Raw genomic sequence first — 24,993 nt, forward strand, 5'->3', positions numbered from 1 at the left:
TGTCACGTGCCTGCGTTAGTCTGACCGTTCCCTGCTGTCTGCCGAGCTTTCCATGCCTGACCTGCTAGACCGCTACCCGCTGAACGCGGGCACCTACCACGAACTGCTCGACGGCAGCGGCGCAGTGCGTCCGCATTGGCAGCGGCTGTTCGATCAGTTGCAGCGCAGCAGCCCCGCGCAACTGGTGCAACGCCAGGCCCTACTGGCCCGGCAGATTCAGGAAAACGGTGTCACCTACAACGTCTATGCCGACCCCAAAGGCGCCGATCGGCCGTGGGAACTGGATCTGTTGCCCCATGTGATTGCGGCGGATGAGTGGCAGCAATTGTCCGCCGGCATTGCTCAGCGTGGGCGCTTGCTCAATGCGGTGCTGGCGGATCTGTACGGCCCGCAACGGCTGATCAGCGAAGGTCTGCTGCCGGCAGAGCTGGTGTTCGGGCACAACAATTTTCTCTGGCCCTGTCAGGGCATTGCGCCGCCCGAGTCAGCCTTTTTGCATTTGTATGCCGTGGATCTGGCGCGCACGCCGGATGGCCGCTGGTGGGTCACCGCTGATCGCACTCAGGCGCCGTCCGGTGCCGGCTATGCGCTGGAAAACCGCACCATCGTCTCCCGCGCCTTTCCCGATTTGTACCGTGATCTGAAGGTTCAGCATCTCGCCGGATTCTTCCGCACGTTGCAGGAAACCCTGGCGCGTCAGGCACCGGAGGGTGATGACGCACCGTTGGTAGTGCTGCTGACCCCAGGGCGTTTCAACGAAAGTTATTTCGAGCATCTGTATCTGGCCCGCCAGCTCGGTTATCCGTTGGTCGAGGGCGGCGATCTGACCGTGCGCAATGCCACGGTGTACCTGAAAACCCTCAGCGGCCTGCGCCGGGTGCACGCGATCATGCGCCGCCTCGACGATGATTTCTGCGACCCGCTGGAGTTGCGAACCGACTCGGCGCTGGGCGTGCCCGGCCTGCTCGAAGCGGTGCGTCAAGGGCGGGTGCTGGTGGCCAATGCGCTCGGCAGCGGGGTGCTGGAATCGCCGGGCCTGTTGGGCTTTCTGCCGAAGATCAACCAATTCCTGTTTGGTGAAGACCTGATGCTGCCGTCGATCGCCACTTGGTGGTGCGGCGAGGCACCAGTGCTGGCGCAAGCGCTGGAAAAACTCCCTGAACTGCTGATCAAACCGGCGTTCCCGTCGCAAAGCTTCGCGCCGGTTTTCGGCCGTGATTTGAATGAAAGTCAGCGCCTGGAGCTGGCGCAACGCATGCAGGCGCGGCCTTATGCCTATGTCGCGCAAGAACTGGCGCAACTGTCGCAGGCGCCTGTCTGGCAAGCCGATGACGGTCAACTGCAACCCCGCGCGATTGGCATGCGCATGTACGCCGTGGCCAGCCACGATGGCTACCGCGTATTGCCGGGCGGGTTGACCCGAGTGGCGGCCGACGCCGATGCCGAGGTGGTGTCGATGCAGCGCGGCGGGGCGAGCAAGGACACCTGGGTGCTGAGCGATCGTGCGCCGAGTGGCGAGCAGTGGAAGGCACAGCGCAATATCGGCGTGCATGATCTGGTCCGACGCGATCCGTATTTGCCGTCGCGGGTGGTGGAAAACCTGTTCTGGTTCGGCCGCTACTGCGAACGCTGTGACGACAGCGCGCGGCTGCTGCGCATCATGCTCACGCGCTATGTCGATGGTGATGATCCGCAAGCGTTGCAGGCGGCGGTCGATCTCGGTGAGCGACTGGCGCTGTTGCCGGATGAAGGCGAACTGCCGGAACGCTTGCTCGCTGCGTTGCTGGGCGAGGATTGGTCGTTCAGCCTGCGTTCCAACTTGCAGCGCTTGCAGTGGGCCGCCTCGCAAGTGCGCGGCAAGCTGTCCCGCGAGAACTGGCAGGCGCTGGTCGAATTGCAGCGCGAGGCACTGGAGCTGGAAGTCGATGAGCCGGACTTCGGCGAACTGCTGGATTTCCTCAACCGTCTGGTGATGTCGCTGGCGGCACTGTCGGGGTTTGCCCTGGATGACATGACCCGCGACGAAGGCTGGCGTTTTCTGATGATCGGCCGACGCATCGAACGCTTGCAGTTTCTCAGCAGCAGTCTGGCCGCGTTTCTGCGCGGTGCCGGTGCGTTCGATCAGGCGGGGCTTGAGTGGTTGCTGGAACTGGGCAACAGCAGCATCACCTATCGCTCGCGCTATCTCGCGGTGGCACAGTTGATTCCGGTGCTCGATCTGCTGTTGCTGGATGAGCAGAACCCCCACGCCGTGTTGTTTCAGCTGAAACTGGTGACCCGCACGGTGAAGCGTTTGAACGACGATTTCGCTGCGCCTCGCGAGACCGGATTGCCGCAACTGGTCGAACGCCTGTCGCGGTTTGATCTCGGCTGTCTGGAAAATCCGCTGTTCGGCAAATCCAGCGTACGTGCCGCGCTGGACGGTCTGGCCGATCTGTTGCAGGAAATCGCCGAGGCCAGCGGCCAGGTATCGGATCGTCTGGCGTTGCGCCATTTCGCCCATGTCGATGATGTCAGCCAGCGTACGGTGTCGGTGTGATGAGCGCTCAGTATCAGATCTTTCACGACACCTGTTACCAGTACGACAGCCCGGTCTCCCTCGCGCAGCAACTGGCGCACCTGTGGCCGCGCGAATGCAGCTGGCAGCGCTGCACCGAGCAGCAACTGCTGATCAGCCCCGAGCCGACCATGCGCCGCGACGAGCTGGACGTGTTCGGCAATCCGCTGACGCGCCTGGCCTTCGAACGGCCCCATGACCAGTTGCAGGTCAACGCCCGGCTGACGGTTGAGGTGCTGGCGCGACCGGCGCTGGATTTCAATCAGTCCCCGGCGTGGGAGCACACCCGCGATGCGCTGACCTACAGCGGCCAGCCGTTGTCCGCCGACTTGCTCGAAGCCTGTCGCTACCGGTTCCAGTCGCCTTATGTGCATTTGAAGCGCAGCTTCGTCGAGTTCTCGCACAGCTGTTTTCCGCCGGGACGTCCGGTGCTGCTCGGCGTGCAGGCGCTGATGCAGAAGATATTCAGCGAATTCACTTTCGATGCCGACGCCACCCAGGTGGCGACGCCGCTGGTGGAAGTGCTGGAGCGTCGACGCGGGGTCTGTCAGGACTTTGCCCACCTGATGCTGGCCTGCCTGCGCTCGCGGGGGCTGGCGTCGCGTTATGTCAGCGGTTACCTGCTGACCCAGCCACCGCCGGGGCAGCCACGGCTGATCGGCGCCGACGCTTCCCATGCGTGGGTATCGGTATTCTGCCCGGTATCGGGATGGGTGGATTTCGATCCGACCAACAATGTGCAGCCGGCGCTGGAACACATCACGTTGGCGTGGGGAAGGGACTTCTCCGATGTATCGCCGTTGCGCGGGGTGATTCTCGGTGGCGGTAATCACGACCCGGAAGTGCGGGTCACGGTGATGCCACTGGAATAACGCAGATCAAACTGTAGGAGTGAGCCTGCTCGCGATGGCGGTGTGTCAGGCGATAAATGTTGTGACTGACACACCGCTATCGCGAGCAGGCTCACTCCTACAAGGGAAATGGGTGTTTTGGAAAGGGCTGTGAGGGCCGGCGGCAGAACCGCCAGCCCCGTCACAAATCCGCAGGGCCTGATTCGATCATCAAACCCGGTGGGGCTCAGGCGTCGGGCGTCTGATCTTTCGGTGCATCGGATGCATCAACATCATCATCGGTCGCCACTTCACCGTCAGGGTTCAGTGCCGCTTCTTCAGCGGTTTGCTTCTTGCGCTGAAGCTTTTCCTCTTTCTTCTGTTCCTTTGCCAGGTCTCGTTGACGTTTGGCGAAGGAGTAATTGGGTTTGGCCATGGGCGATCCTCTGGGGTCGAAGGTGAGGTTGAGCGGCGCGTATTCTGCCCTGTATCGGTGTCCGGGGGTTAACCGGGTTTCTGGTCGACCCACTTGGGCGTGACGGTCGGCTGCCACTGATCGAGGGCGTCGAGCAGGGAATCTGGCGATTCGCTCACTTGCAGCATGTCACGGTGTGGCGCGCGAACGAAGCCTTCGCCGACGATATGATCGAGAAAAGCCGTGAGTTTGCTGTAGAAACCGTTCACTTCCAGCAGGCCCAAAGGCTTGCCGTGGTAGCCGAGCTGGCCCCAGGTCCAGACTTCGAACAGCTCTTCCAGCGTGCCGAGGCCGCCGGGCAGGGCGATGAACGCATCGCTGAGTTCGGCCATCCGCGCTTTGCGCGCGTGCATGCCATCGACCACTTCGAGACGGGTCAGGCTTTTGTGGCCGATCTCCTTGTCCATCAGGCTTTGCGGGATGATGCCGATCACTTCGCCGCCAGCAGCCAGGGCCGCATCAGCGACAATGCCCATCAAACCGACGGCGCCACCGCCATAGACCAGGGTCAACTTGCGCTCGGCCAGCGCCCGGCCAAGGGCCACGGCAGCTTCGGTATAGGCTGGCACGGTACCGGCGTTGGCACCGCAAAATACACAAACGGATTTCAGCGACATGGGTTACTCCTGAGGCGATCAGTCGCACAGGGTAACGGCTCCCGCTCCGCGCTCCAAGGATCAGACTTCGCGTTCGGGCGCTTCGAAGGTACCGCTGGCGCCACAGGCGTAGGCGGCGAGCAAGCTGCACAACAGGCCGTTAAAGAACATGACAGGCACTCCGTATCAGTAGGTGGGCCGATCATAGGGCCGAGCGAATGGAATGACCGTTAGATTGTGTCGATGAGTGTCATAGCCTGAAAGTTGTATACAATTTTTGACTCAAGTCATATGAACTTGCGATGATTTCAGGCAGTCTTTCCACCACTAGTGTTTTTGTTAACCCTGCCTTGGAGATTCACCATGTTTTCCAAAGTTGTTGCGGTATCCCTGCTGGCGCTGGCCAGCAGCCAATTGATGGCTGCCGAGTGCAAAACCACCGTTGATTCCACCGATCAGATGTCCTTCAACACCAAGGAAATCGTGATCGACAAGAGCTGCAAGACCTTCACCGTCGAACTGACCCACTCCGGCAGCCTGCCGAAGAACGTCATGGGTCATAACCTGGTGATAAGCAAAGAAGCTGACATGCAGCCAATCGCTACCGACGGCCTGGCCGCCGGTATCGACAAGAGCTACCTGAAGGATGGCGACGCCCGCATCATCGCGCACACCAAGATCATCGGCGCCAAGGAAACCGATTCGGTGACCTTTGACGTATCGAAGCTGGATGCCGCTGAAAAATACGGCTTCTTCTGCTCGTTCCCTGGCCACATCTCGATGATGAAAGGCACCGTCGTCGTCAAGTGATTCAGATACAAAAAAAGCGTCCCGAGGGACGCTTTTTTTGTTTGTGCAGGAGCTGCCGAAGGCTGCGATCTCTTGATCTTGATCTTCAAAGCAAGATCAAAAGATCGCAGCCTCGTTGCACTCGTCAGCTCCTACAGGCTCCTACAGGTGCCTCAATACCTCACGGTGCGAACGGCATGACCCGCTTGTGATGAGTCTTGTTGTACGTATCGACAATGATCTTCGCCGCCTCGTCCCGCACCGTTGCACCGTGCAGGAACGCATCGATCTCGGCATAAGTCACGCCGTGCGCCGCTTCGTCCGGCTTGCCCGGCGACAGGTCTTCGAGATCGGCGGTCGGGACTTTCTCGACCAGCGACTCCGGCGCGCCGAAACTGCGGGCAATTGCGCGCACCTGATTTTTCACCAGACCGCTGAGCGGCGCCAGATCGCAGGCACCGTCACCGAACTTGGTGAAGAAACCCATCACCGCTTCCGCCGCGTGGTCGGTGCCAATCACCAGGCCGCCCGCCACCCCGGCAATCGTGTACTGCGCCACCATGCGCATCCGCGCCTTGGTATTGCCCAGCACGAAATCCACCGACGCCGCCGGTTTGCCTTCAAACGCCGACACCTGAGCAGCCAGCGCCTTGACCGCCGGGCCAATGTTCACGGTGTGGATTTCGTCAGGGGCGATGCAGTCGAGCGAAGCCTTGGCGTCGTGCTCGTCGAACTGGGTTTCATACGGCAGGCGCACGGCGATGAATTTGTAGCGGTCGTCGCCGGTCTTTTCGCGCAGTTCACGGACCGCGCGCTGGGCCAGGAGGCCGGCGGTCAGTGAATCGACGCCGCCGCTGATGCCCAGCACCAGGGTCTTGAGCCCGGAATTGACCAGACATTCCTGGATGAACGTCAGGCGCCGGGCGATTTCCGCCTGCAGGGCCTGATCGTCGGCGAACGGTGGTTGCACCTTGAGCTGCTCAGCAATCTCACGCTGTACGGCTTGCATGAATTCACTCCTTGCTAGATAGACTGGATTCGGCAGGAACCTTGAACACATGTCGCAAATAGGCGACGAAATTCGGATCTTTGCAGTGGGTCTTGCCAGGCTCGTCGGAGATCTTCGCCACCGGCTGGCCGTTGCAGGCGGTCATTTTAAGCACGATGCTCATCGGTTCGACACCCGGGATATCACAAGTGAGGTTGGTACCGATGCCGAAGCTCACATTGATGCGACCGTGCAGCGCGCGGAAAATCTCCAGCGATTTGGGCAGGGTCAGACTGTCGGAAAACACCAGGGTCTTGCTCATCGGGTCGATGCCGAGCTTGTGATAGTGCGCGATGCACTTTTCACCCCACGCTACCGGGTCCCCGGAATCGTGGCGCAGACCGTCGAAGAGCTTGGCGAAGAACAGATCGAAATCGCCAAGAAACGCATCGGTGGTAATGCAGTCGGTGAGGGCAATGCCGAGCAGGCCACGGTACTCGCGAACCCAGCAGTCGAGCGCGGCGATCTGGCTGTCGATCAGGCGCGGGCCGAGTTGCTGATGGGCCATGATCCACTCATGGGCCATGGTGCCCAGCGGTTTCATGTCCAGCTCGCGGGACAGATGCACGTTGCTGGTACCGACGAAACGCCCGGGGAAATCATGCTTGAGCACGTTGACCACTTCGGCCTGCACGCCAAAGGAAAAGCGCCGACGCGTGCCGAAATCGGCGACCTGCAATTGCGACAGCTCATCGGCCGAAGCATTGGCGGTCAGCCAGTCGAACTTGCGATACAGCTGTTCGCGTGCCTGCTCCAGCGAAGTCTCCCGGTAGCGATAGCGATTGCGCACTTCGCTGACGATCGCCAGCAGCGGCACTTCGTAGAGGATCACATGCAGCCATGGCCCGCGCAGACGGATGAACAACTCGCCGTTCTCGATGCCGGTGTGCAGGTAACGCAGGTTGAAGCGGAACAGACCGAGGAAGCGCAGGAAATCCGGTTTCAGGAAGGTGATGCGCTCGAGGAAACTCAACTGATCGGCACTCAGGCTCAGTTCGGCCAAGCGCTCGATCTGATGACGGATCTCGGCCAGATACGGGCGCAGATCCTCGGCGTTGCGGCAGCGGAACTCCCATTCGACTTCGACGTTGGGATAGTTGTGCAGCACCGCCTGCATCATCGTCAGCTTGTAGAAGTCGGTGTCGAGCAGGTTCTGCACGATGCGATCGGCAAACACACTCTCGCTCATAAACGGGTCTCCAGTTGCGCCGCGCCTGGCGCGGTCTATATCGATGGCGCTAGTGGCGCATATCGGCGGTGGGGATTGCCAGCGCTTTTTTGCTTTCAGGTGATAGATCTTCGGAGCCCATACATCTCAAGCCGCAAAAATTGTTCATTTTCGGTTGCACCTCAAGCGCGGCGTGAAGAACTTGCTCGATGCACTCCCAGCTTTTCAAATACTCGGCGAGTAACGAGTGCCTTGGTATCAGCTTTGTTTCCACCGCCTTGAACATCGCTGCCCTGATCATCTCATCGGTTGCTATCTTAGGCATGAAGGCCATCTCCCTTGAAAGAAATCTGTTCAAGCGTATCTACGCCGTCCTGAAGCAACAAATAGGCGGGAAGTATGAGGCGGTAAAAATCAGAGTCGTTGGTGCCCTTGATAGTGATGGACGTAAAAGCTTCCAGGAGACTTGTGGCGGCGCGGATTCTGAAACACGCGTCTTCGAATAACTGATCGCGCGCGGCATATGAGTCTATGAAGAAGGTTGGAATGTTGGTTGCGTTTGCTTTCAGCGGATAAAAACGATTCATGCCATTAACTCCGTCAAGGTGGTCTGCGGGCAAGTGATTGAAGAGTTCATTGCTCTTGATGTAGCAGCTTTGCGAATGTTGATTTTGTGTAAGGTAATTATTTCAACTAATCAGGCTGTTGCGCTGAGTTGGCTTGGATGAGCTGCCCACCGACTCTCGAGTGGAGAGTCGGAGCGCTAAGTTTCGTTATTCGATATGTGTTGGCGCCGGTGGCCATGCAATTGGATCGAGGTCTAAATCGAGAAAAAGTTTTGAATCAAAAACGGGTGTCTTGATTCCACTGCGACGTTGAACTTCATAATCATGCAAGACCCGCAGGCATATCTTGAAAAGGAGGGCCATCGCGATCAGGTTTACAAGCGCCAGTAGGGCCATGGTGATATCGGCAAAAGCCAGAACTGTGGATAGATCTTCGCTGGCACCCCGGAACACCATTATCAAAACCACGAGTCGATAGATGATCAGCGTTTTTGCAGGTTCACCAAACATGAATCGCAAGCTGTTTTCTCCGAGGTAATAGTTGTAGAGCATTGCCGTGAATACGAACAGCGCTAACGCCATGCTTATGAATATTCTTCCCCACTCCCCGACAACCGCTGCCAGCGAGTTTTGGGCCAGGGCAATTGCGTCGCCTTCAAATCCCGGAGTGTAAAAGCCGGATAACAAGATCATCAGTGCGGTGCAGGTGCAGACCACGAACGTATCGATGAAAACGCTCAATGCCTGAACAACACCTTGTGCAACTGGATGGCTGACCCTCGCCACTGACGCGACATTAGGGGCGCTGCCCAGCCCCGCTTCGTTGGAGAATACTCCGCGTCTGACGCCCATGATGATGGCGCTGCCGAGCAGACCGCCGAACGCCTGATCCAGACCGAAGGCACTTCTGATAATGGTCATCAGCATTGTCGGTACTTGTTCAAACTGAAGAACCAGCACGTACGCCGTCACGCCGATGTAGGCGAGAACCTTTAGAGGGACCAGTAGGTCGGCTACTGCGGCAATCCGCGTTATACCGCCGATGAATACGATGCCCAGCATCAATGAAAGCGCCAGCCCCGACCACAGGGGTGGTAAATCAAACGCTTCTTTCAGGGAGTGTGATACCGCATGGGATTCGAGACCATTGATGGCAAACCCGAATGTCACCAGCATCAGCATGGCTACGATCAACCCGAGCCAGCGCTGGTTCAGGCCATGCTGAATGTACCAGGACGGGCCGCCTCTATAGAGACCGTTGCCATCGCTGCGTTTATAGAGCTGGCCCAGCGTACATTCGAAGAAGCTGCTCGACATACCCAGAAGTGCGGTCATCCACATCCAGAACACGGCGCCGGGCCCACCCATACTCACCGCAATACCGACCCCGACGATATTTCCGGTACCCACGCGCCCGGCGAGGCTGAGCGTCAGCGCCTGGAGCGAACTCAAATGATGGCCGCCTGCGCGCCAGCTACCGCGTAAAACGCCGAACATATGGGGGAAGTATCGCAGTTGAACAAATCCTGATCGAATCGTGAAATAACCCCCTAGCCCAAGAACAAATGGTATTAATACCCTGCTCGAAAGAAAATCGTTGATGACATCTAGCATTCAAAGCTCCTTGCTATTAAGAGTGCTGGCAAATCCATGGTGTATTCAGGCCTGAAGTCATTCAGGCGTCGTAATATCCCGCCATATTTGATTCGGTGCAATTTCGCAAGTTGCTTAAATGTGATGCGAGTTGCTGCTATGGTTGCGCCTTTCTGGTCTTTACTGGGTCATTATATGTGTGATTTTCTTCCGGCGAATTTGAGGCTGCTTTGTAGTCATTACAGATCTGTCGCGGAGGTTTGTAGGAAAGTTCGCATCAATCGTGGGCAATTCAATAAGTATCTATGTGGGAAAAGTTTCCCTACGCCTTTTAATCTCAAGCGCATCTGTGATTTTTTTGGTGTCGATGAGAGCGAAATCATCCTGCCTACCGAACAATTCACGATCCTGATAGGCCTGAAGGCTGACAAGGAACATTCTTTAGTCGAAATGGCCGCGTCACAAATAATGCATGAACATCTACGCCGCCAGTCTTCACCTGAATTGAAATCGCATACTGGTTATTACTACGAGTACTACCATGCGATGACTGAGCCCGGCTCCATTCTGTGCTCGCTGGTACATGTACGGGCCGAAGGCGATGAAATCGTATATGAGCGAAACGAGCGATTACAGGTTTCTGAAGCGGCAGAGGAATTTGAGCGTTATCAATATCTGGGTATTGCCTATCACCTTCGGGATCGCTTGTTTTTTATCGATTATGAATCGCTCACCTCCAACGAAATCAGTCAGACCATCCTTATTCCAAGCTTCAAAAGCTGCATTACCCGGCTCAATGGGTTGAAGATGGGTGTTTCCGCTGCGGATCATCGCGCTCCTGCATGCTCCAGGGTCGTATGGGAGTATCTGGGGCAGGAAATCAATCCCATCGATGCATACCGCCGCGTTCGGTTGTATAAGCCTGATGATTGCGCCATTGATGATGATCTGCGCGCGCGCCTGGCCCAATCCCGGATTGTGGAGGGCCTGTTCGTTATCGCTGGATGACCGTCCTGAAAAAACTCCGGATGGAGCGAGGTCGGGTTCTCTTGATGTTGTTTTTCAAGATCCAAAGATCGCAGCCTCGTTGCACTCGACAGCTCCTGCTAGGGGGTGTCAGGGGCTGTCGATTTGTTCAAGCATCCATTTCACAAAATCGCGCACCTTCGGCACTTCCGCCGCGTGCTCCGGGTAGGCCAGGTAATAGGCGTCGCTGCTGGGCATCGCATGCTGCCAGGGTATGACCAGTTTGCCCTCGGCCAATTCCTCTTCCACCAGAAACCGTGGCAGGAGTGCCACGCCGCAGCCGACCTGGGCGGCGCGGATGCACATATAGAAGGTTTCGAAACGCGGCCCGTGGTAGCTGTGTTCGGTGTGGTAGCCCTGGCTGTCAAACCAGTCGTGCCAGGCCTGCGGTCGCGAGGCATTTTGCAGCAGCACCAGATCGGTGAGTTGCGTCGGGTCAGTCAAAGGCGTGTCGGGCAGGCTGCCCGGGGCGCAGACCGGTACCAGTTCTTCGCCGAACAATTTCAGGGACTCCGTACCCGGGCGCGACGCCTGGCCGAAATAGAAGGCCAGATCGCTGCGCCCTTGCAACAGATCATCGGCTTCCTGCTCGTTGCACAGGTCCAGATGGATCGACGGATGGCGCAGTCGCCAGCCTTTCAGGCGCGGCACCAGCCAGCGGGCACCGAAGGTCGAAGGGGTGGATACACGCAGGACTTCGGTCTCTCCGCCGTAGGAACGCAGGTAATGCGTCGACATCTCCACTTGAGTGAGGATTTTTCTGACTTCGACCAGATACAAATCTCCGGCCGGAGTCATCTGCAAACGCCGACGCACGCGGCGGAACAGCAAGTGCTGCAACAGTTCTTCAAGCTGTGCAACCTGTTTGCTCACCGCACTCTGGGTCAGGTTCAGCTCTTCGGCGGCGCGGGTAAAACTCAGGTGCCGGGTCACGGCCTCGAAGCATTGCAGCGCGGTGATCGAGGGCAAGTGGCGTTTGTTCAGCATGGCCAGTCCTTTTCCTTGTCTTTCTGTACGCAGCATGAATAAACGGAATGATATCTGGCGTAAAGGTCGTTTGTTGCATCGCCGCAGTGACGCTACAACTAAAGGCCTGCCCGGCCATGAACTGAATGGCCGCACACATTCTGTTTTTGCTTGAGGAGAGACCGATGGTTGCCGCATTGCTTGATCGTCTGGGAGTCAACCCGGCCCTGTACCAGAACGGCAAAGTGCCGGTGCATTCGCCCATCGATGGCAGTCGGATTGCCTCGGTGAACTGGGAAGGCGCTGCCGAAGTCGAGCAGCACATCAGTCGTGCAGATCATGCATTCGAGCACTGGCGCAAGGTCCCGGCGCCGCGTCGCGGCGAGCTGGTGCGTCAGTTCGGCGAAGTGTTGCGCGAATACAAGGCCGACCTCGGCGAGCTGGTGTCGTGGGAAGCCGGCAAGATCACGCAGGAAGGTCTGGGTGAAGTGCAGGAGATGATCGACATCTGCGACTTCGCCGTCGGCCTGTCGCGCCAGTTGTACGGTTTGACCATCGCCTCCGAGCGTCCCGGCCACCACATGCGCGAAACCTGGCATCCACTTGGCGTGGTCGGCGTGATCAGCGCGTTCAACTTCCCGGTCGCGGTGTGGGCGTGGAACACCACGCTGGCGCTGGTTTGCGGCAACCCTGTGGTGTGGAAACCCTCGGAGAAAACCCCGCTGACCGCGCTGGCCTGTCAGGCGCTGTTCGACCGCGTGGTGAAGAATTTCAGCGATGCCCCGGCGAGCCTGTGCCAAGTGGTGATTGGCGGTCGCGATGCCGGCGAAGCGCTGGTCGACGATCCGCGTGTCGCGCTGATCAGCGCCACCGGCAGCACGCGCATGGGCCGCGAAGTGGCGCCGAAAGTCGCCGCGCGTTTTGCCCGCAGCATACTTGAGCTGGGCGGCAACAATGCGATGATCCTCGGCCCGAGCGCCGATCTGGACATGGCGGTGCGCGCGATTCTGTTCAGCGCCGTCGGCACCGCCGGGCAACGCTGCACGACCCTGCGTCGCCTGATCGCTCACGAATCGGTGAAGGAAGAAATCGTCACCCGCCTCAAAGCCGCGTATTCGAAAGTACGCATCGGCCATCCGCTGCAAGGCAATCTGGTCGGCCCGCTGATCGACAAACACAGCTTCGAAAACATGCAGGATGCGCTGGAGCAGGCACTCAGCGAAGGCGGCCGGGTGTTCGGCGGCAAGCGCCAACTGGAAGATCAGTTCCCCAATGCCTACTACGTATCGCCAGCCATCGTGGAAATGCCCGAGCAGAGCGATGTGGTCTGCAGCGAAACCTTCGCGCCGATTCTGTATGTGGTTGGCTACAGCGATTTCGAGGAAGCGCTGCGCTTGAACAACGCTGTGCCGCAAGGCCTGTCGTCGTGCATCTTCACCACCGATGTTCGCGAGGCCGAGCGGTTCATGTCGGCGGTCGGCAGCGACTGCGGCATCGCCAACGTCAACATCGGCCCGAGCGGTGCGGAAATCGGCGGCGCCTTTGGTGGCGAGAAAGAGACCGGCGGCGGCCGTGAGTCCGGCTCCGATGCCTGGCGCGCCTACATGCGCCGGCAGACCAACACCGTCAACTACTCGCTGGAATTGCCGTTGGCGCAGGGCATTACCTTTGACTGATGGAGATTGATGCGATGGCCCTGTGGGAGCGAGCCTGCTCGCGAATGCGTCAGGTCAGTCGACATTGATGTTGGCTGATTTACCGCTTTCGCGAGCAGGCTCGCTCCCACAGGATCTGCAGTGTGTTTGTTGGGTTTCTGTTGGAGTCTGGCAATGCCGTTACGCGAAGAATGTCTGTGGGAAAAGCTCACGCCACTACGTCCGGATCATTCGGCGCTCAGGGGTGAGGTCAAGGTCGATGTCTGCGTGATCGGCGCCGGATTCACCGGGTTGTCGGCGGCGCTGCATCTGTTGGAAAAGGGCAAAAGCGCCTGCGTGCTGGAGGCTCATCGCGCAGGGCACGGCGGCTCCGGGCGCAACGTCGGGCTGGTCAATGCCGGCATGTGGATTCCCCCGGACGAGATCGAGGCCGGTTTCGGCGAGGCGGTCGGCAGCCAGCTCAACCGCATGCTCGGGGCGGCGCCGGCGCTGGTGTTCAGCCTTGTGGATAAATACCACATCGATTGCCAGTTGCGTCGCGAAGGCACTTTGCACATGGCGCATAACGCCAAGGGCGAGGCGGACCTGCGCAGTCGCGAGCAGCAATGGAAACGCCGTGGCGCGCCGGTCGAGTTGCTGACCGGCAAAGCCTGCGAGCAAGCCACCGGTACGCAGAAAATCGCCGCTGCGCTGCTTGATCGTCGCGCCGGCACGCTTAATCCGATGGCCTATGTCACCGGGTTGGCCAACGCGGTGCTGGGGCTCGGCGGGCAGATGTTCGATCATTCACCAGTGACTCGCCTCGAACGCATCGGGCAGAAATGGTCAGTGCAGACCGCCCAGGGTGCGGTGCTCGCCGAGCAAGTGGTCATAGCCTCCAATGCCTACACCGAAGGCGACTGGACCGAGCTCAAACGCAATTTCTTTCCCGGTTATTACTATCAGGTCGCCTCGGTGCCGCTCACCGAAGACGCCGCGCAGGCGATTCTTCCGGGCGGGCAGGGCTCGTGGGACACCCGCCAGGTGCTGAGCAGTATTCGCCGCGACAAGGACGGACGTCTGCTGCTCGGCAGCCTCGGTAATGGCAATCAGAAACCGACATGGTTTCTCAAAGCCTGGGCTGATCGGGTCCAGCAGCATTACTTCCCCAATCTGAAGCCGGTCGAGTGGGAATGCACCTGGACCGGGCGCATTGCTTTTACGCCTGATCACCTGATGCGCCTGTTCGAGCCGGCGCCGGGACTGGTGGCCGTCACCGGTTATAACGGTCGCGGCGTGACCACCGGCACCGTAGTCGGCAAAGCCTTCGCCGATTACCTGTGCCACGGCGATGCACAGGCACTGCCGATTCCCTTCGCACCGATGCAGCCCTTGGCGGGTGCGGGCTTGCGCAGTTGCCTGTACGAGGCCGGGTTTTCCCTGTATCACGCGGGCCAGTGCCTGCGCATCGTTATTTGAGTGTTGAAATTTGTTGCCGGACGCAGCGCTTTTGCAGCCAGCGACTAGCCTGTAATGGTGCGGGTTGTAGCAGTTGCGCACCAGCAGTGTGCAGTTCGGTGACGCGGGCTGTTACAGGCGGGTTGCACGTCGTTTGCCGCTGCGGTTGCAATGATGGCGCGCGCGGGTTGCGCTTGAAAAAACAAACGGTTTCACCTTCCGCGGTTTAGACGGTTGCACGCCCAATGAAAATGGGAACGAAACAGTCGAAATAACAACAACGCAGCGACTTTTTGAAGAATAAAAAACCGATGGCACGGGCCTTGCTCTGCGCTTTGAGTGAAGTGAAGTCGCAGTGCCAACTAAAAAAAACCTTGGAGCACCACCTCATGTCCCAGACGTTTTACAAGAAAGGCTTTCTGGCCCTCGCAGTGGCTACTGCGCTGGGTGTTTCTGCGTTTGCTCAAGCTGATATCAAGATCGGTGTAGCGGGTCCGATGACCGGTGCCAACGCGGCATTCGGCGAGCAGTACATGAAGGGTGCACAGGCGGCGGCCGATGCGGTCAACGCGGCGGGCGGCGTCAACGGCGAGAAAATCGTCCTGGTCAAAGGCGATGATGCCTGCGAACCGAAGCAGGCGGTGACGGTCGCCAAGGACCTCACCAACCAGAAAGTCGCCGGCGTGGTCGGTCACTTCTGCTCTTCGTCGACCATTCCAGCGTCGGAGATCTACGACGAAGCCGGGATCATTGCGATCACTCCGGGCTCGACCAACCCGCAGGTGACCGAGCGTGGCCTGAGCGCCATGTTCCGTATGTGCGGACGTGATGACCAGCAAGGCATCGTTGCCGGCGACTACATCGTCGACATCCTCAAGGGCAAGAAAGTCGTTGTCCTGCACGACAAGGACACCTACGGCCAAGGCCTGGCGGACGCCACCAAGGCGCAACTGGAAAAACGCGGCGTCAAGCCTGTGCTGTACGAAGGCCTGACCCGTGGCGAGAAAGACTTCAGCACCATCGTGACCAAGATCCGTGGCGCCGGCGCCGATGTCGTCTACTTCGGCGGCCTGCACCCGGAGGCCGGTCCACTGGTTCGTCAACTGCGTGAACAAGGCCTGAAAGACGTCAAGTTCATGTCCGACGACGGCATCGTGACCGACGAGCTGGTGACCACCGCCGGCGGCCCGCAATTCACCGATGGCGTGCTGATGACCTTCGGTGCCGACCCGCGCCTGCTGCCTGAAAGCAAGACCGTAGTGGACGCATTCCGCAAGGCCGGCACCGAGCCTGAGGGCTACACCCTGTACGCCTACGCCTCGGTACAGACTCTGGCCGCTGCGTTCAACGGCGCGAAGAAAAACGACGGCGAAGCCGCTGCCAAGTGGCTGAAGGCCAACCCGGTGAAAACCGTGATGGGCGAAAAAACCTGGGATTCCAAGGGCGACCTGAAAGTCTCCGACTACGTGGTTTACCAGTGGGACAAGGACGGCAAATACCACCAGCTGGAAAAGCAGAAGTAAGGGCTGAAGCGATCATCTGATCACCACGGTTTTCTTGTAGGAGTGAGCCTGCTCGCGATAGCGGTTGAACATTCAACACATGTGTTGCCTGTCAGTCCGTCATCGCGAGCAGGCGAAGGCCTACAGGGGGCGGTGGTGGTCCGATGGTCACGCTCCGACATTGCTCCGACGTACATCTGTATTTTTCCTAGAAGAACCGCGCGCCATTGGTGCGCAGGTTCTCACTGCGTGAGATTGCGTTATGGATGGTATTTTCCTGCAGCAACTGGTCAATGGCCTGACCCTCGGGTCGGTCTATGGCCTGATCGCCATCGGCTACACAATGGTCTACGGCATCATCGGCATGATCAACTTCGCCCACGGCGAGGTTTACATGATTTCCGCTTACCTGGCGGCAATCAGTCTGGCTCTGCTGGCTTACTTCGGTATCGAATCCTTCCCGCTGCTGATGCTCGGCACGCTGATCTTCACCATCGTCGTCACGGCGGTGTATGGCTGGGTCATCGAGCGTGTCGCCTACAAACCCCTGCGCAACTCGACCCGCCTGGCGCCGCTGATCAGCGCCATCGGTATTTCGCTGATTCTGCAGAACTACGCACAGATCGCTCAGGGCGCCAAACAACAGGGCGTGCCTACGCTGCTGACCGGTGCCTGGCGTGTTGAAGTCGGCAGCGGCTTCGTGCAACTGACCTACACCAAAGTCTTCATCCTGATCGCCGCGTTCGTCGGCATGGGGCTGCTGACCTACGTCATCAAATACACCAAGCTCGGCCGCATGTGCCGCGCGACCCAGCAAGACCGCAAGATGGCCTCGATCCTGGGGATCAACACCGACCGGGTGATTTCCTACGTGTTCATCATCGGTGCAGCCATGGCGGCACTCGCTGGTGTGCTGATCACCATGAACTACGGCACGTTCGACTTCTATGCCGGCTTCATCATCGGCATCAAAGCGTTCACCGCAGCGGTTCTGGGTGGCATCGGCTCACTGCCCGGCGCCATGCTCGGCGGGATCATCCTCGGCATCTCCGAGTCGCTGTTCTCCGGTCTGGTCAACTCCGACTACAAAGACGTGTTCAGTTTCTCGCTGCTCGTCCTCGTACTGGTCTTCCGGCCGCAGGGCCTGTTGGGCCGTCCTCTTGTGTCGAAGGTGTAAGCGATGTCTGCAACCACTGAAAAATCCATCGATATCAAAAAAAGTCTGGTCGAGGCGATTCTTGCCGGCCTGATTGCGCTGATCGTGTTCGGGCCGATTGTCGGCGTGGTCCTCGACGGCTACAGCTTCAATCTCGAAGCAACCCGCGTGGCGTGGATCATTGCCATCGTCATGGCCGGGCGTTTTGCCCTCAGCCTGTTCCTGCAGACGCCCAAGGGCCTGAAGATCCTCGACGGATTCGAGAGCACCGGTTCCGGCGTGCACGTGCTGCCGGCGGATTACAAATCGCGGCTGCGCTGGATCATTCCGTTGATCATTGTGCTGGCGATCATCGTGCCGTTTGTTTCCAACTCCTATCTGCTTGGCGTGGTCATCCTCGGTTTGATCTACGTGCTGCTGGGACTGGGGCTGAACATCGTGGTCGGTCTGGCCGGTCTGCTCGATCTCGGCTACGTGGCGTTTTACGCCATCGGTGCCTACGGTCTGGCGCTGGGCTACCAGTATCTGGGGCTGGGTTTCTGGACCGTGCTGCCATTGGCGGCGATCACCGCAGGCCTGGCCGGTTGCATCCTGGGTTTCCCGGTGCTGCGTCTGCACGGTGACTATCTGGCGATCGTGACCCTGGGCTTCGGTGAAATCATTCGTCTGGTGCTGAACAACTGGCTGTCCCTGACCGGTGGCCCAAACGGCATGCCAGCGCCACTGCCAACGTTCTTCGGTCTGGAATTCGGCAAGCGGGCGAAGGATGGCGGGGTACCGTTTCACGAGTTCTTCGGCCTGACCTACAACCCGGACGTGAAGTATTACTTCATCTACGCGGTGTTGTTCCTGGTGGTACTGGCGGTGCTGTACGTCAAGCATCGTCTGGTGAAAATGCCGGTCGGTCGCGCCTGGGAAGCCCTGCGTGAAGATGAAATCGCCTGCCGCTCGATGGGCCTCAACCACGTGCTGGTCAAGCTCTCGGCGTTCACCATCGGTGCGTCGACGGCGGGTCTGGCCGGGGTGTTCTTCGCCACCTATCAAGGCTTCGTCAACCCGACCTCGTTCACCTTCTTCGAATCGGCGCTGATCCTCGCCATCGTCGTGCTCGGCGGCATGGGCTCGACCATCGGCGTAGTCATCGCTGCGTTCGTACTCACCGTCGCCCCGGAACTGCTGCGCGGTTTCGCTGAGTATCGAGTGCTGCTGTTCGGCATCCTGATGGTGTTGATGATGATCTGGCGACCACGCGGGCTGATCCGCATCAGCCGCACCGGGGTCAAACCACGCAAAGGTGCCATTCACTACGAGAGGACTGCGCCATGAGTGAAGTCGTGCTCTCTGTTGAAAAACTGATGATGCATTTCGGTGGCATCAAGGCTTTGAGCGATGTCAGCCTGAAGGTCAAACGCAATTCGATCTTCGCCCTGATCGGCCCCAACGGCGCTGGCAAGACCACGGTGTTCAACTGCCTGACCGGGTTCTACAAGGCCTCTGGCGGCAAGATCGAACTCAACGTGCGTGGCCAGCAGACCAACGTCATCCAGCTGCTGGGCGAGTCGTTCAAAGCGACCGATTTCGTCTCGCCGAAATCCTTCCTCAGCCGCATGTACTACAAAATGTTCGGCGGGACTCACCTGGTGAACCGTGCAGGTCTGGCCCGGACGTTCCAGAACATTCGCCTGTTCAAGGAAATGTCGGTGCTGGAAAACCTGCTGGTGGCGCAGCACATGTGGGTCAACCGCAACATGCTCGCCGGCATCCTCAACACCAAGGGCTATCGCAAGGCCGAGAGCGATGCGCTGGATGTCGCCTTCTACTGGCTGGAAGTGGTCGATCTAGTCGACTGCGCCAACCGTCTCGCCGGTGAGCTGTCGTACGGCCAACAACGCCGTCTGGAGATCGCTCGGGCCATGTGCACGCGGCCGCAGATCATCTGCCTCGACGAACCGGCCGCCGGCCTCAACCCTCAGGAAACCGAAGCGCTGAGCGCGATGATCCGGCTGCTGCGCGACGAGCACGATCTGACCGTGGTGCTGATCGAACACGACATGGGCATGGTCATGAGCATTTCCGATCACATCGTGGTCCTCGACCACGGCATCGTTATCGCCGAAGGCGGACCGGAAGCGATCCGCAGCGACCCGAAAGTGATTGCAGCCTACCTGGGCGCCGACGAAGAGGAGCTGGTATGAGCCAACCGATCCTCGAATTGCGCAATCTGGACGTGTTCTACGGCCCGATCCAGGCGCTCAAAGGCGTTTCGCTGCAGATCAACGAAGGCGAGACCGTCAGCCTGATCGGCTCCAACGGCGCCGGCAAGTCGACCCTGCTGATGTCGATCTTCGGTCAGCCCAGAGCGGCGGGCGGGCAGATTCTTTATCAAGGCGTCGACATTACCCACAAGTCCTCGCATTACATCGCCTCCAACGGCATCGCGCAGTCGCCGGAAGGACGGCGGGTGTTCCCCGACATGACCGTCGAGGAAAACCTGCTGATGGGCACCATCCCGATTGGCGACAAGTACGCCAAAGAGGACATGCAGCGCATGTTCGAGCTGTTCCCGCGGCTTGAAGAACGACGCAATCAGCGCGCGATGACCATGTCTGGCGGTGAGCAGCAGATGCTCGCCATCGCCCGTGCGCTGATGAGCCGGCCGAAATTGTTGCTGCTCGATGAGCCGAGCCTGGGCCTGGCACCGATCGTGGTGAAGCAGATTTTTGCCACCCTGCGTGAACTGGCGAAAACCGGGATGACCATTTTTCTCGTTGAGCAAAACGCCAACCATGCGCTGAAGCTGTCGGATCGGGCGTATGTGATGGTCAACGGCGAGATCCGTCTGACCGGCACAGGCAAAGACCTGTTGGTGAATGAGGAGGTGCGTAACGCCTATCTGGGCGGGCACTGATTCTTCTCGCGGTTATACACAGCCCCGGCGACGACAGTCCCGGGGTTTTTTTATCCCCCCAACTCACCACCTCCCCCTGTAGGAGTGAGCCTGCTCGCGATAGCGGTGTGTCAGTCCTGTAGATGTTGCTGAATAACCGCGATCGCGAGCAGGCTCACTCCTACATTGGAATTGCACAACTTTCAGAATTGTGGAAAACAAATTCCCCAAGCTGCCAAAGCGCGACATATAGACGCTGCAAATGGCTGTTTTTCCACAGTTTTGACTTGTCCCCGATTGCTGTGGAGCTGGCTGTGCATAACGTGGGTGTATATGGTTGCAGCCCTTGTAATCCGTGGCTTTCAAGCTTGTGGTTGTTTTTTGATCAGGCAATTTCAAGCAAGCGCGAGGTGCCATTGTCAACCTTTTTATAGCGTTCGCAGCACACAGGATTTCGTGTGACTCGGCCTGTGGATAAGTCTGTGACTAAACTCTGGAAAGACCTCGCTGAAGGCCGTAATTGCTGGCCTCGCGCAATCACGCGGTTGTACCGTCCGTCGTGCAAAATGCCCTGTCCCGCACATCCGGTCACTCAGGGTCAAGCAAAAAACTTTGCATTTCGCCCGCAAAGCCTTGTGCAGCGCGGCTTTGCGCGTTTCTACTTGCCCCCGGAAACTGTGGAGCAGACTGTGGATAACGTGCGTGCACATGGCTGGAAGCCACGCAGGCTGCGGACTTGGTGCACCTGGTTGATTTTTGTACAGACGGCAGGTGTTGCCCGTATCCGCGAGGGCGGGCATGCTGCCTGCTGATTTTCTATTCCAAGGGCTGCCGTGGCGGCCGAAGCAAGGAGAACACGATGTCCGACACCCTGTTTATCACCGGCGCGACGTCCGGTTTTGGTGAAGCCTGTGCCCGCCGTTTTGCCGAGGCTGGCTGGAAACTGGTGCTGACCGGCCGTCGTGAAGAACGCCTCAACGCCCTCTGCAGCGAGCTGTCGAAGCAGACCGAAGTGCACGGTCTGGTCCTCGATGTGCGTGATCGCAAGGCGATGGAAGAGGCGATCGCCAACCTGCCGCCGTCGTTCGCCAGACTCCGTGGCCTGATCAACAACGCCGGCCTGGCGCTTGGTGTCGATCCGGCGCCCAAGTGCGACCTGGATGATTGGGACACCATGGTCGACACCAATGTCAAAGGCCTGATGTACGCCACCCGCCTGCTGCTGCCACGCCTGATCGCCCACGGCCGTGGCGCCGGTATCGTCAACCTCGGTTCCATTGCCGGCAACTACCCGTACCCGGGTAGCCACGTGTATGGCGCAACCAAAGCCTTCGTCAAACAGTTCTCGCTGAACCTGCGTTGCGATTTGCAGGGCACGGGCGTGCGCGTGAGCAACATCGAACCCGGCCTGTGCGAAAGCGAGTTCTCGCTGGTACGTTTCGCCGGCGACCAGGAACGCTACAACGCCACTTACGCCGGCGCCGAGCCGATCCAGCCGCAGGACATCGCCGAGACAATTTTCTGGGTGATGAACACCCCGGCGCACATCAACATCAACAGTCTGGAGCTGATGCCGGTGAGTCAGACCTGGGCCGGGTTTGCCATTGAGCGTAACAAGGCTTGATACCTGATCCTGTGGCGAGGGAGCTTGCTCCCGCTGGACTGCGCAGCAGGCCCCTGCTTTTTTGCTGAAACAGGGGGGCGCTTCGCACCCCAGCGGGAGCAGGCTCCCTCGCCACAAAGTCGGGTGTAAATCGACGATAAGCTAAACTCCGCACTCAGCCAGCCCGCCGCACCCCGCGGTGTGCAAGGTTTCATGAGGAGTTCAAGTGAGTAACCGAGGTGAGCAGGCACTGCTCAAACAATCGACGCTGCTGATGCTGGCGGTGTCGATTGCCGGGATCGTCACCGGTTTTGTTTCAGGTTCGCAATCCATCCTGTTCGATGGTTTTTTCTCGCTGATCGCAACGTTTATCAAAATCCTGATGCTGATCACCGCCCGGTTGATCGCCAAGCAAAGCAATCAGCGTTTCCAGTTCGGCTTCTGGCATCTGGAGCCGATGGTGCTGCTGATTGAAGGCAGCTTCCTGCTGCTGATCGCCATCTATGCATTTCTCAATGGCGTGTTCGGCATCATCAACGGTGGTCGCGATATCGAGCTGGGTCTGGTGATCGTCTACGCGGCGGTGTTCACCGTCGTCGAGTTCGCTTATTTCTTCTACGTGCGCCGGCGTAATCGCACGCTTAAATCCAGCCTGATCCAGTTCGACAACATCAGTTGGCTGGTCGATGCGATGCTCTCGGTGGGCTTGTTGATCAGTTTCCTCGCCGCGCTGCTGCTCAAGTCCCAGGGTTATGGCGAGTGGGCGGTGTATGTCGACCCGCTGATCCTTATCGTACTTGCGCTGAGCATGCTGCCCCCGGCGTTGAAGATCCTCGGCCCGGCGTTGCGTGATGTGCTGGGTATCGCCCCGGACACGCTGGATGAGCAGGTACGGCAGGTGATGGAGGTGGCGAAGGTCGAGCATGGTTTCGACGATTACGTCTCCTACGTACAAAAGCACGGTCGGGCGCGGTTCATCGAAATTCATGTGGTGCTGCCGGCGGCTTATCCGTTGCGCAATGTCGCGCAGCTGGACGCGTTGCGTGAGCAGATTTCCGCGCAGTTGGGCAAGCCGGATGCGGCGCGGTGGCTGACCATCAGCTTCACCGGGGACAAGAAGTGGATTGCCTGATGACCGCATAACGCCATTCGCGAGCAGGCTCGCTCCTATAATTTGAAATGCGTTTCTGTGTAGGAGCTGCCGAAGGCTGCGATCTTTTGATCTTCAAGCAAGATAAGCGGCCAAACCGTGATAGCAGGTCGCCAAATGATAAGGCGTGGTCGAAGGCATGTCCTTGCGGCTGACTTCGCCGTTTTCATCCCGGCACTCGTGCCACCCACCGGCGTGTAGAAACCGTTGCTGCAACGCCTGCAACTGGCGCAGCACCGCCGCTCCGCTATCCTTGCGCAACGTCAGTGCGCGCAGGTATTCGGCCTGAGCCCAGATACGCTGGGTCGAATCCCTTGGTCGGCCATTGCTTTCCAGATCAAGCATCGCCCGCACGGCGTCGCAAGACTCCAGCACGCCATACTGTTCGGTAAAGGCAAACGCCCGATCCAATGCCCGATGCAGTTTGGAATCGCGCAACAGCGGCGACGATTCGAGCAGGAAATACCATTCGAACTGATGCCCCGGCTCGTACCAGTTATCCACAGCGCCCAGCGGCTTCTCCATCAACACGCCATGTTGCGGATCGACGAATTGCTTGTGCATGGCTGTGCATAACTCAAGCAGGGCTTTCTGCGTCTGCGGATCTTCGCGCACCGCAAGGGTAGCCAGAAAGGCTTCAGCCAAATGCATCAGCGGATTTTGCAACGGGCCGGTCTGCAAGGTGATCCAGTCACGCTCAAGGCAGGCTTCGTACAAGCCGTCACCGGTGGCAAAACGGCGGCCGATGATTTCCAGCGCGGCGTTCAATGTCGACTCGGCCAGCGAATCGCCGGACTTGTTCCAGTAATGCGCGCAGGCAAACAGAATGAAAGCGTGGGTGTAGAGATCCTTGCGCTGATCCAGCGGCTTGCCCTGGGCGTCGATGCTGTAGAACCAGCCGCCATGCTCAGCGTCATGGAAGTGCCGTTGCAAGGAACGGAACAGCGCCGCCGCCCGTGCTTCGGCGTTACCCACAACCCCGATCAGGCTGGAGAACAGGTACAGCTGCCGTGCGCAGGCCATTGCCCGATAACGTTGCGCCGGCAACGCTTGATGCGCGGCGTCCAGCGCCTCATAGGGCAACGCCATGTCGGCATTCCAGCCCGGGCCTTGCCACAGCGGCACGATGACATGCAGAAAATGCTTCTGCACCTCGGCAAACAGGGTGGTCAATTCGGGCAGGGTGGTGGAGCGGGAAGCGTGGGGCATGAGCGGATGTCGTCACGGGCTGGGGCGATTGCGCGACATGGTAGCAGAGAGCACTGCTTGAGAGATGCGGTGTCTGTCAGGCCGTCTTCGCGAGCAGGCTCGCTCCCACAGTGGATTTGCAGCGTACATAAAACCTGTGGGAGCGAGCCTGCTCGCGAAGAGACCAGTGCAGGCGCTAAACAATCATCCTGCCAACAACCAGACCCCAGTCGCCGCCGAAGCCGCACCCGCCAGTCGCACAAGCGGTGCCGCTGCCTGCGGAAGAACCCGCACCACGCCATAGCCGAGCGCATGCAACACCGCCGTCGCCGCGACAAACCCGGCCGCATACGCCCACGGGCTGCTCATCTCCGGCAACTCCAGCCCATGCGCCACGCCATGGAACAGCGCAAACAGCGCCGTCGCCGCCACCGCCATCACCAGCGGTGGACGCACCGCCAGTGCCACGGCCAGGCCCAGCGCCAATACCGACGCGGCAATCCCGCTTTCCAGCGCTGGCAACTCCAGCCCTTCAAAACCGAGCAGGCCGCCCAGCAGCATGGTGCCGACAAAGGTGCACGGCAGCGCCCAGCGCGCCGCGCCTTGTTGCTGCGCCGCCCACAAACCGACGGCGAGCATTGCCAGCAAATGGTCGAGACCGCCGATCGGGTGGCTGATGCCCGCGACCAGGCCACTGTCGCCATGGCCCGGGTGAGCGAAGGCCAGCGCCGGTGTCAGCAGCAGCGCCACGGCGCCAAGAATGCGTTTGAATGTCATGGATAAGCTTCCTTGTTGATAAGT

23 protein-coding genes are annotated in these 24,993 nt (G+C 59.2%); 13 read left to right on the forward strand and 10 right to left on the reverse strand.

Annotation, left to right across the window (positions count from 1 at the left end):
* Positions 1–52 precede the first annotated feature (52 nt).
* Entirely contained in the window at positions 53–2,539 is a 2,487-nt protein-coding gene (locus BLU71_RS24705; protein WP_083354086.1) for a circularly permuted type 2 ATP-grasp protein, read from the forward strand.
* Positions 2,539–3,429, forward strand: a complete 891-nt coding sequence (locus BLU71_RS24710; protein WP_064363081.1) for a transglutaminase family protein — start codon at positions 2,539–2,541, stop codon at positions 3,427–3,429. Before BLU71_RS24705 ends, BLU71_RS24710 begins: the two co-directional genes overlap by 1 nt.
* Before the next feature lie 205 nt (positions 3,430–3,634).
* Here BLU71_RS24710 and BLU71_RS24715 read toward each other — a convergent pair whose 3' ends face one another.
* Positions 3,635–3,823, reverse strand: coding sequence for a hypothetical protein (locus BLU71_RS24715; protein WP_016771927.1), 189 nt, complete (start codon positions 3,821–3,823; stop codon positions 3,635–3,637).
* Between the two features lie 68 nt (positions 3,824–3,891).
* Positions 3,892–4,479 carry a TIGR00730 family Rossman fold protein gene (locus BLU71_RS24720; protein WP_042608963.1) on the reverse strand — a complete coding sequence of 196 codons (588 nt, stop codon included), beginning with the start codon at positions 4,477–4,479 and terminating at the stop codon, positions 3,892–3,894.
* Positions 4,480–4,821: 342 nt separating this feature from the next.
* On the opposite strand from BLU71_RS24720, the gene azu reads away from it, so the two are divergent.
* A complete protein-coding gene (gene azu / locus BLU71_RS24725; protein WP_064363079.1) occupies positions 4,822–5,268 on the forward strand; it encodes an azurin in 447 nt (148 codons plus the stop codon).
* A gap of 160 nt (positions 5,269–5,428) precedes the next feature.
* On the opposite strand, the gene nadE is transcribed toward azu, so the two are convergent.
* The 5 genes from nadE to BLU71_RS24750 all read right to left on the reverse strand — a co-directional run bounded on the left by nadE (position 5,429) and on the right by BLU71_RS24750 (position 9,643).
* Positions 5,429–6,256, reverse strand: coding sequence for an ammonia-dependent NAD(+) synthetase (gene nadE, locus BLU71_RS24730; RefSeq protein WP_083354087.1), 828 nt, complete (start codon positions 6,254–6,256; stop codon positions 5,429–5,431).
* Positions 6,257–6,260: 4 nt separating this feature from the next.
* Complete coding sequence (gene pncB, locus BLU71_RS24735) at positions 6,261–7,484, reverse strand: nicotinate phosphoribosyltransferase (RefSeq protein ID WP_076565435.1); 1,224 nt, start codon at positions 7,482–7,484, stop codon at positions 6,261–6,263.
* Positions 7,485–7,533: 49 nt separating this feature from the next.
* Entirely contained in the window at positions 7,534–7,788 is a 255-nt protein-coding gene (locus BLU71_RS24740; protein ID WP_065615509.1) for a hypothetical protein, read from the reverse strand.
* Positions 7,781–8,050, reverse strand: a complete 270-nt coding sequence (locus tag BLU71_RS24745; protein ID WP_065615510.1) for a hypothetical protein — start codon at positions 8,048–8,050, stop codon at positions 7,781–7,783. The genes BLU71_RS24740 and BLU71_RS24745 overlap by 8 nt, the downstream gene beginning before the upstream one ends.
* Positions 8,051–8,236: 186 nt before the next feature.
* Positions 8,237–9,643, reverse strand: a complete 1,407-nt coding sequence (locus BLU71_RS24750) for an alanine/glycine:cation symporter family protein (protein ID WP_083354088.1) — start codon at positions 9,641–9,643, stop codon at positions 8,237–8,239.
* Positions 9,644–9,817: 174 nt separating this feature from the next.
* On the opposite strand from BLU71_RS24750, the gene BLU71_RS24755 reads away from it, so the two are divergent.
* Positions 9,818–10,630, forward strand: coding sequence for a helix-turn-helix domain-containing protein (locus tag BLU71_RS24755; RefSeq protein ID WP_065616939.1), 813 nt, complete (start codon positions 9,818–9,820; stop codon positions 10,628–10,630).
* A gap of 108 nt (positions 10,631–10,738) precedes the next feature.
* On the opposite strand, the gene BLU71_RS24760 is transcribed toward BLU71_RS24755, so the two are convergent.
* Entirely contained in the window at positions 10,739–11,635 is an 897-nt protein-coding gene (locus BLU71_RS24760) for a LysR family transcriptional regulator (RefSeq protein ID WP_065615512.1), read from the reverse strand.
* Between the two features lie 164 nt (positions 11,636–11,799).
* Between BLU71_RS24760 and BLU71_RS24765 the strand changes: the two genes are divergently transcribed.
* The 9 genes from BLU71_RS24765 to BLU71_RS24810 all read left to right on the forward strand — a co-directional run bounded on the left by BLU71_RS24765 (position 11,800) and on the right by BLU71_RS24810 (position 22,986).
* Positions 11,800–13,290 (forward strand): aldehyde dehydrogenase family protein, encoded by a 1,491-nt coding sequence (locus tag BLU71_RS24765; RefSeq protein WP_042608957.1) that lies wholly within the window; start codon positions 11,800–11,802, stop codon positions 13,288–13,290.
* Between the two features lie 153 nt (positions 13,291–13,443).
* Complete coding sequence (locus BLU71_RS24770) at positions 13,444–14,727, forward strand: NAD(P)/FAD-dependent oxidoreductase (RefSeq protein ID WP_065615513.1); 1,284 nt, start codon at positions 13,444–13,446, stop codon at positions 14,725–14,727.
* A gap of 368 nt (positions 14,728–15,095) precedes the next feature.
* Positions 15,096–16,229, forward strand: a complete 1,134-nt coding sequence (locus BLU71_RS24775; protein WP_042608955.1) for an ABC transporter substrate-binding protein — start codon at positions 15,096–15,098, stop codon at positions 16,227–16,229.
* Positions 16,230–16,470: 241 nt separating this feature from the next.
* Positions 16,471–17,385, forward strand: coding sequence for an ABC transporter permease subunit (locus BLU71_RS24780; RefSeq protein ID WP_039756948.1), 915 nt, complete (start codon positions 16,471–16,473; stop codon positions 17,383–17,385).
* Between the two features lie 3 nt (positions 17,386–17,388).
* Positions 17,389–18,690: a high-affinity branched-chain amino acid ABC transporter permease LivM gene (gene livM, locus BLU71_RS24785; protein ID WP_024011385.1), complete on the forward strand. Its 1,302-nt coding sequence runs from the start codon at positions 17,389–17,391 to the stop codon at positions 18,688–18,690.
* Positions 18,687–19,559, forward strand: a complete 873-nt coding sequence (locus BLU71_RS24790; protein WP_042608954.1) for an ABC transporter ATP-binding protein — start codon at positions 18,687–18,689, stop codon at positions 19,557–19,559. Before livM ends, BLU71_RS24790 begins: the two co-directional genes overlap by 4 nt.
* Complete coding sequence (locus tag BLU71_RS24795; RefSeq protein ID WP_042608953.1) at positions 19,556–20,272, forward strand: ABC transporter ATP-binding protein; 717 nt, start codon at positions 19,556–19,558, stop codon at positions 20,270–20,272. The genes BLU71_RS24790 and BLU71_RS24795 overlap by 4 nt, the downstream gene beginning before the upstream one ends.
* A gap of 838 nt (positions 20,273–21,110) precedes the next feature.
* The gene (locus BLU71_RS24805) at positions 21,111–21,875 is read left to right on the forward strand and encodes an SDR family oxidoreductase (RefSeq protein WP_083354089.1); all 765 of its coding nucleotides are present in this window, start codon (positions 21,111–21,113) and stop codon (positions 21,873–21,875) included.
* Positions 21,876–22,080: 205 nt separating this feature from the next.
* Complete coding sequence (locus tag BLU71_RS24810) at positions 22,081–22,986, forward strand: cation diffusion facilitator family transporter (RefSeq protein WP_042608951.1); 906 nt, start codon at positions 22,081–22,083, stop codon at positions 22,984–22,986.
* Positions 22,987–23,079: 93 nt separating this feature from the next.
* Here BLU71_RS24810 and BLU71_RS24815 read toward each other — a convergent pair whose 3' ends face one another.
* Together BLU71_RS24815 and BLU71_RS24820 are read right to left on the reverse strand one after the other, a co-directional pair.
* Positions 23,080–24,213, reverse strand: a complete 1,134-nt coding sequence (locus tag BLU71_RS24815) for an AGE family epimerase/isomerase (RefSeq protein ID WP_083354090.1) — start codon at positions 24,211–24,213, stop codon at positions 23,080–23,082.
* Positions 24,214–24,396: 183 nt separating this feature from the next.
* Positions 24,397–24,969 carry a HupE/UreJ family protein gene (locus BLU71_RS24820; RefSeq protein WP_083354091.1) on the reverse strand — a complete coding sequence of 191 codons (573 nt, stop codon included), beginning with the start codon at positions 24,967–24,969 and terminating at the stop codon, positions 24,397–24,399.
* Between the last annotated feature and the right edge of the window lie 24 nt (positions 24,970–24,993).

Origin of the sequence: Pseudomonas moraviensis (genome assembly GCF_900105805.1) — a bacterium.
Classification (GTDB): Bacteria; Pseudomonadota; Gammaproteobacteria; order Pseudomonadales; family Pseudomonadaceae; genus Aquipseudomonas; species Aquipseudomonas moraviensis_A.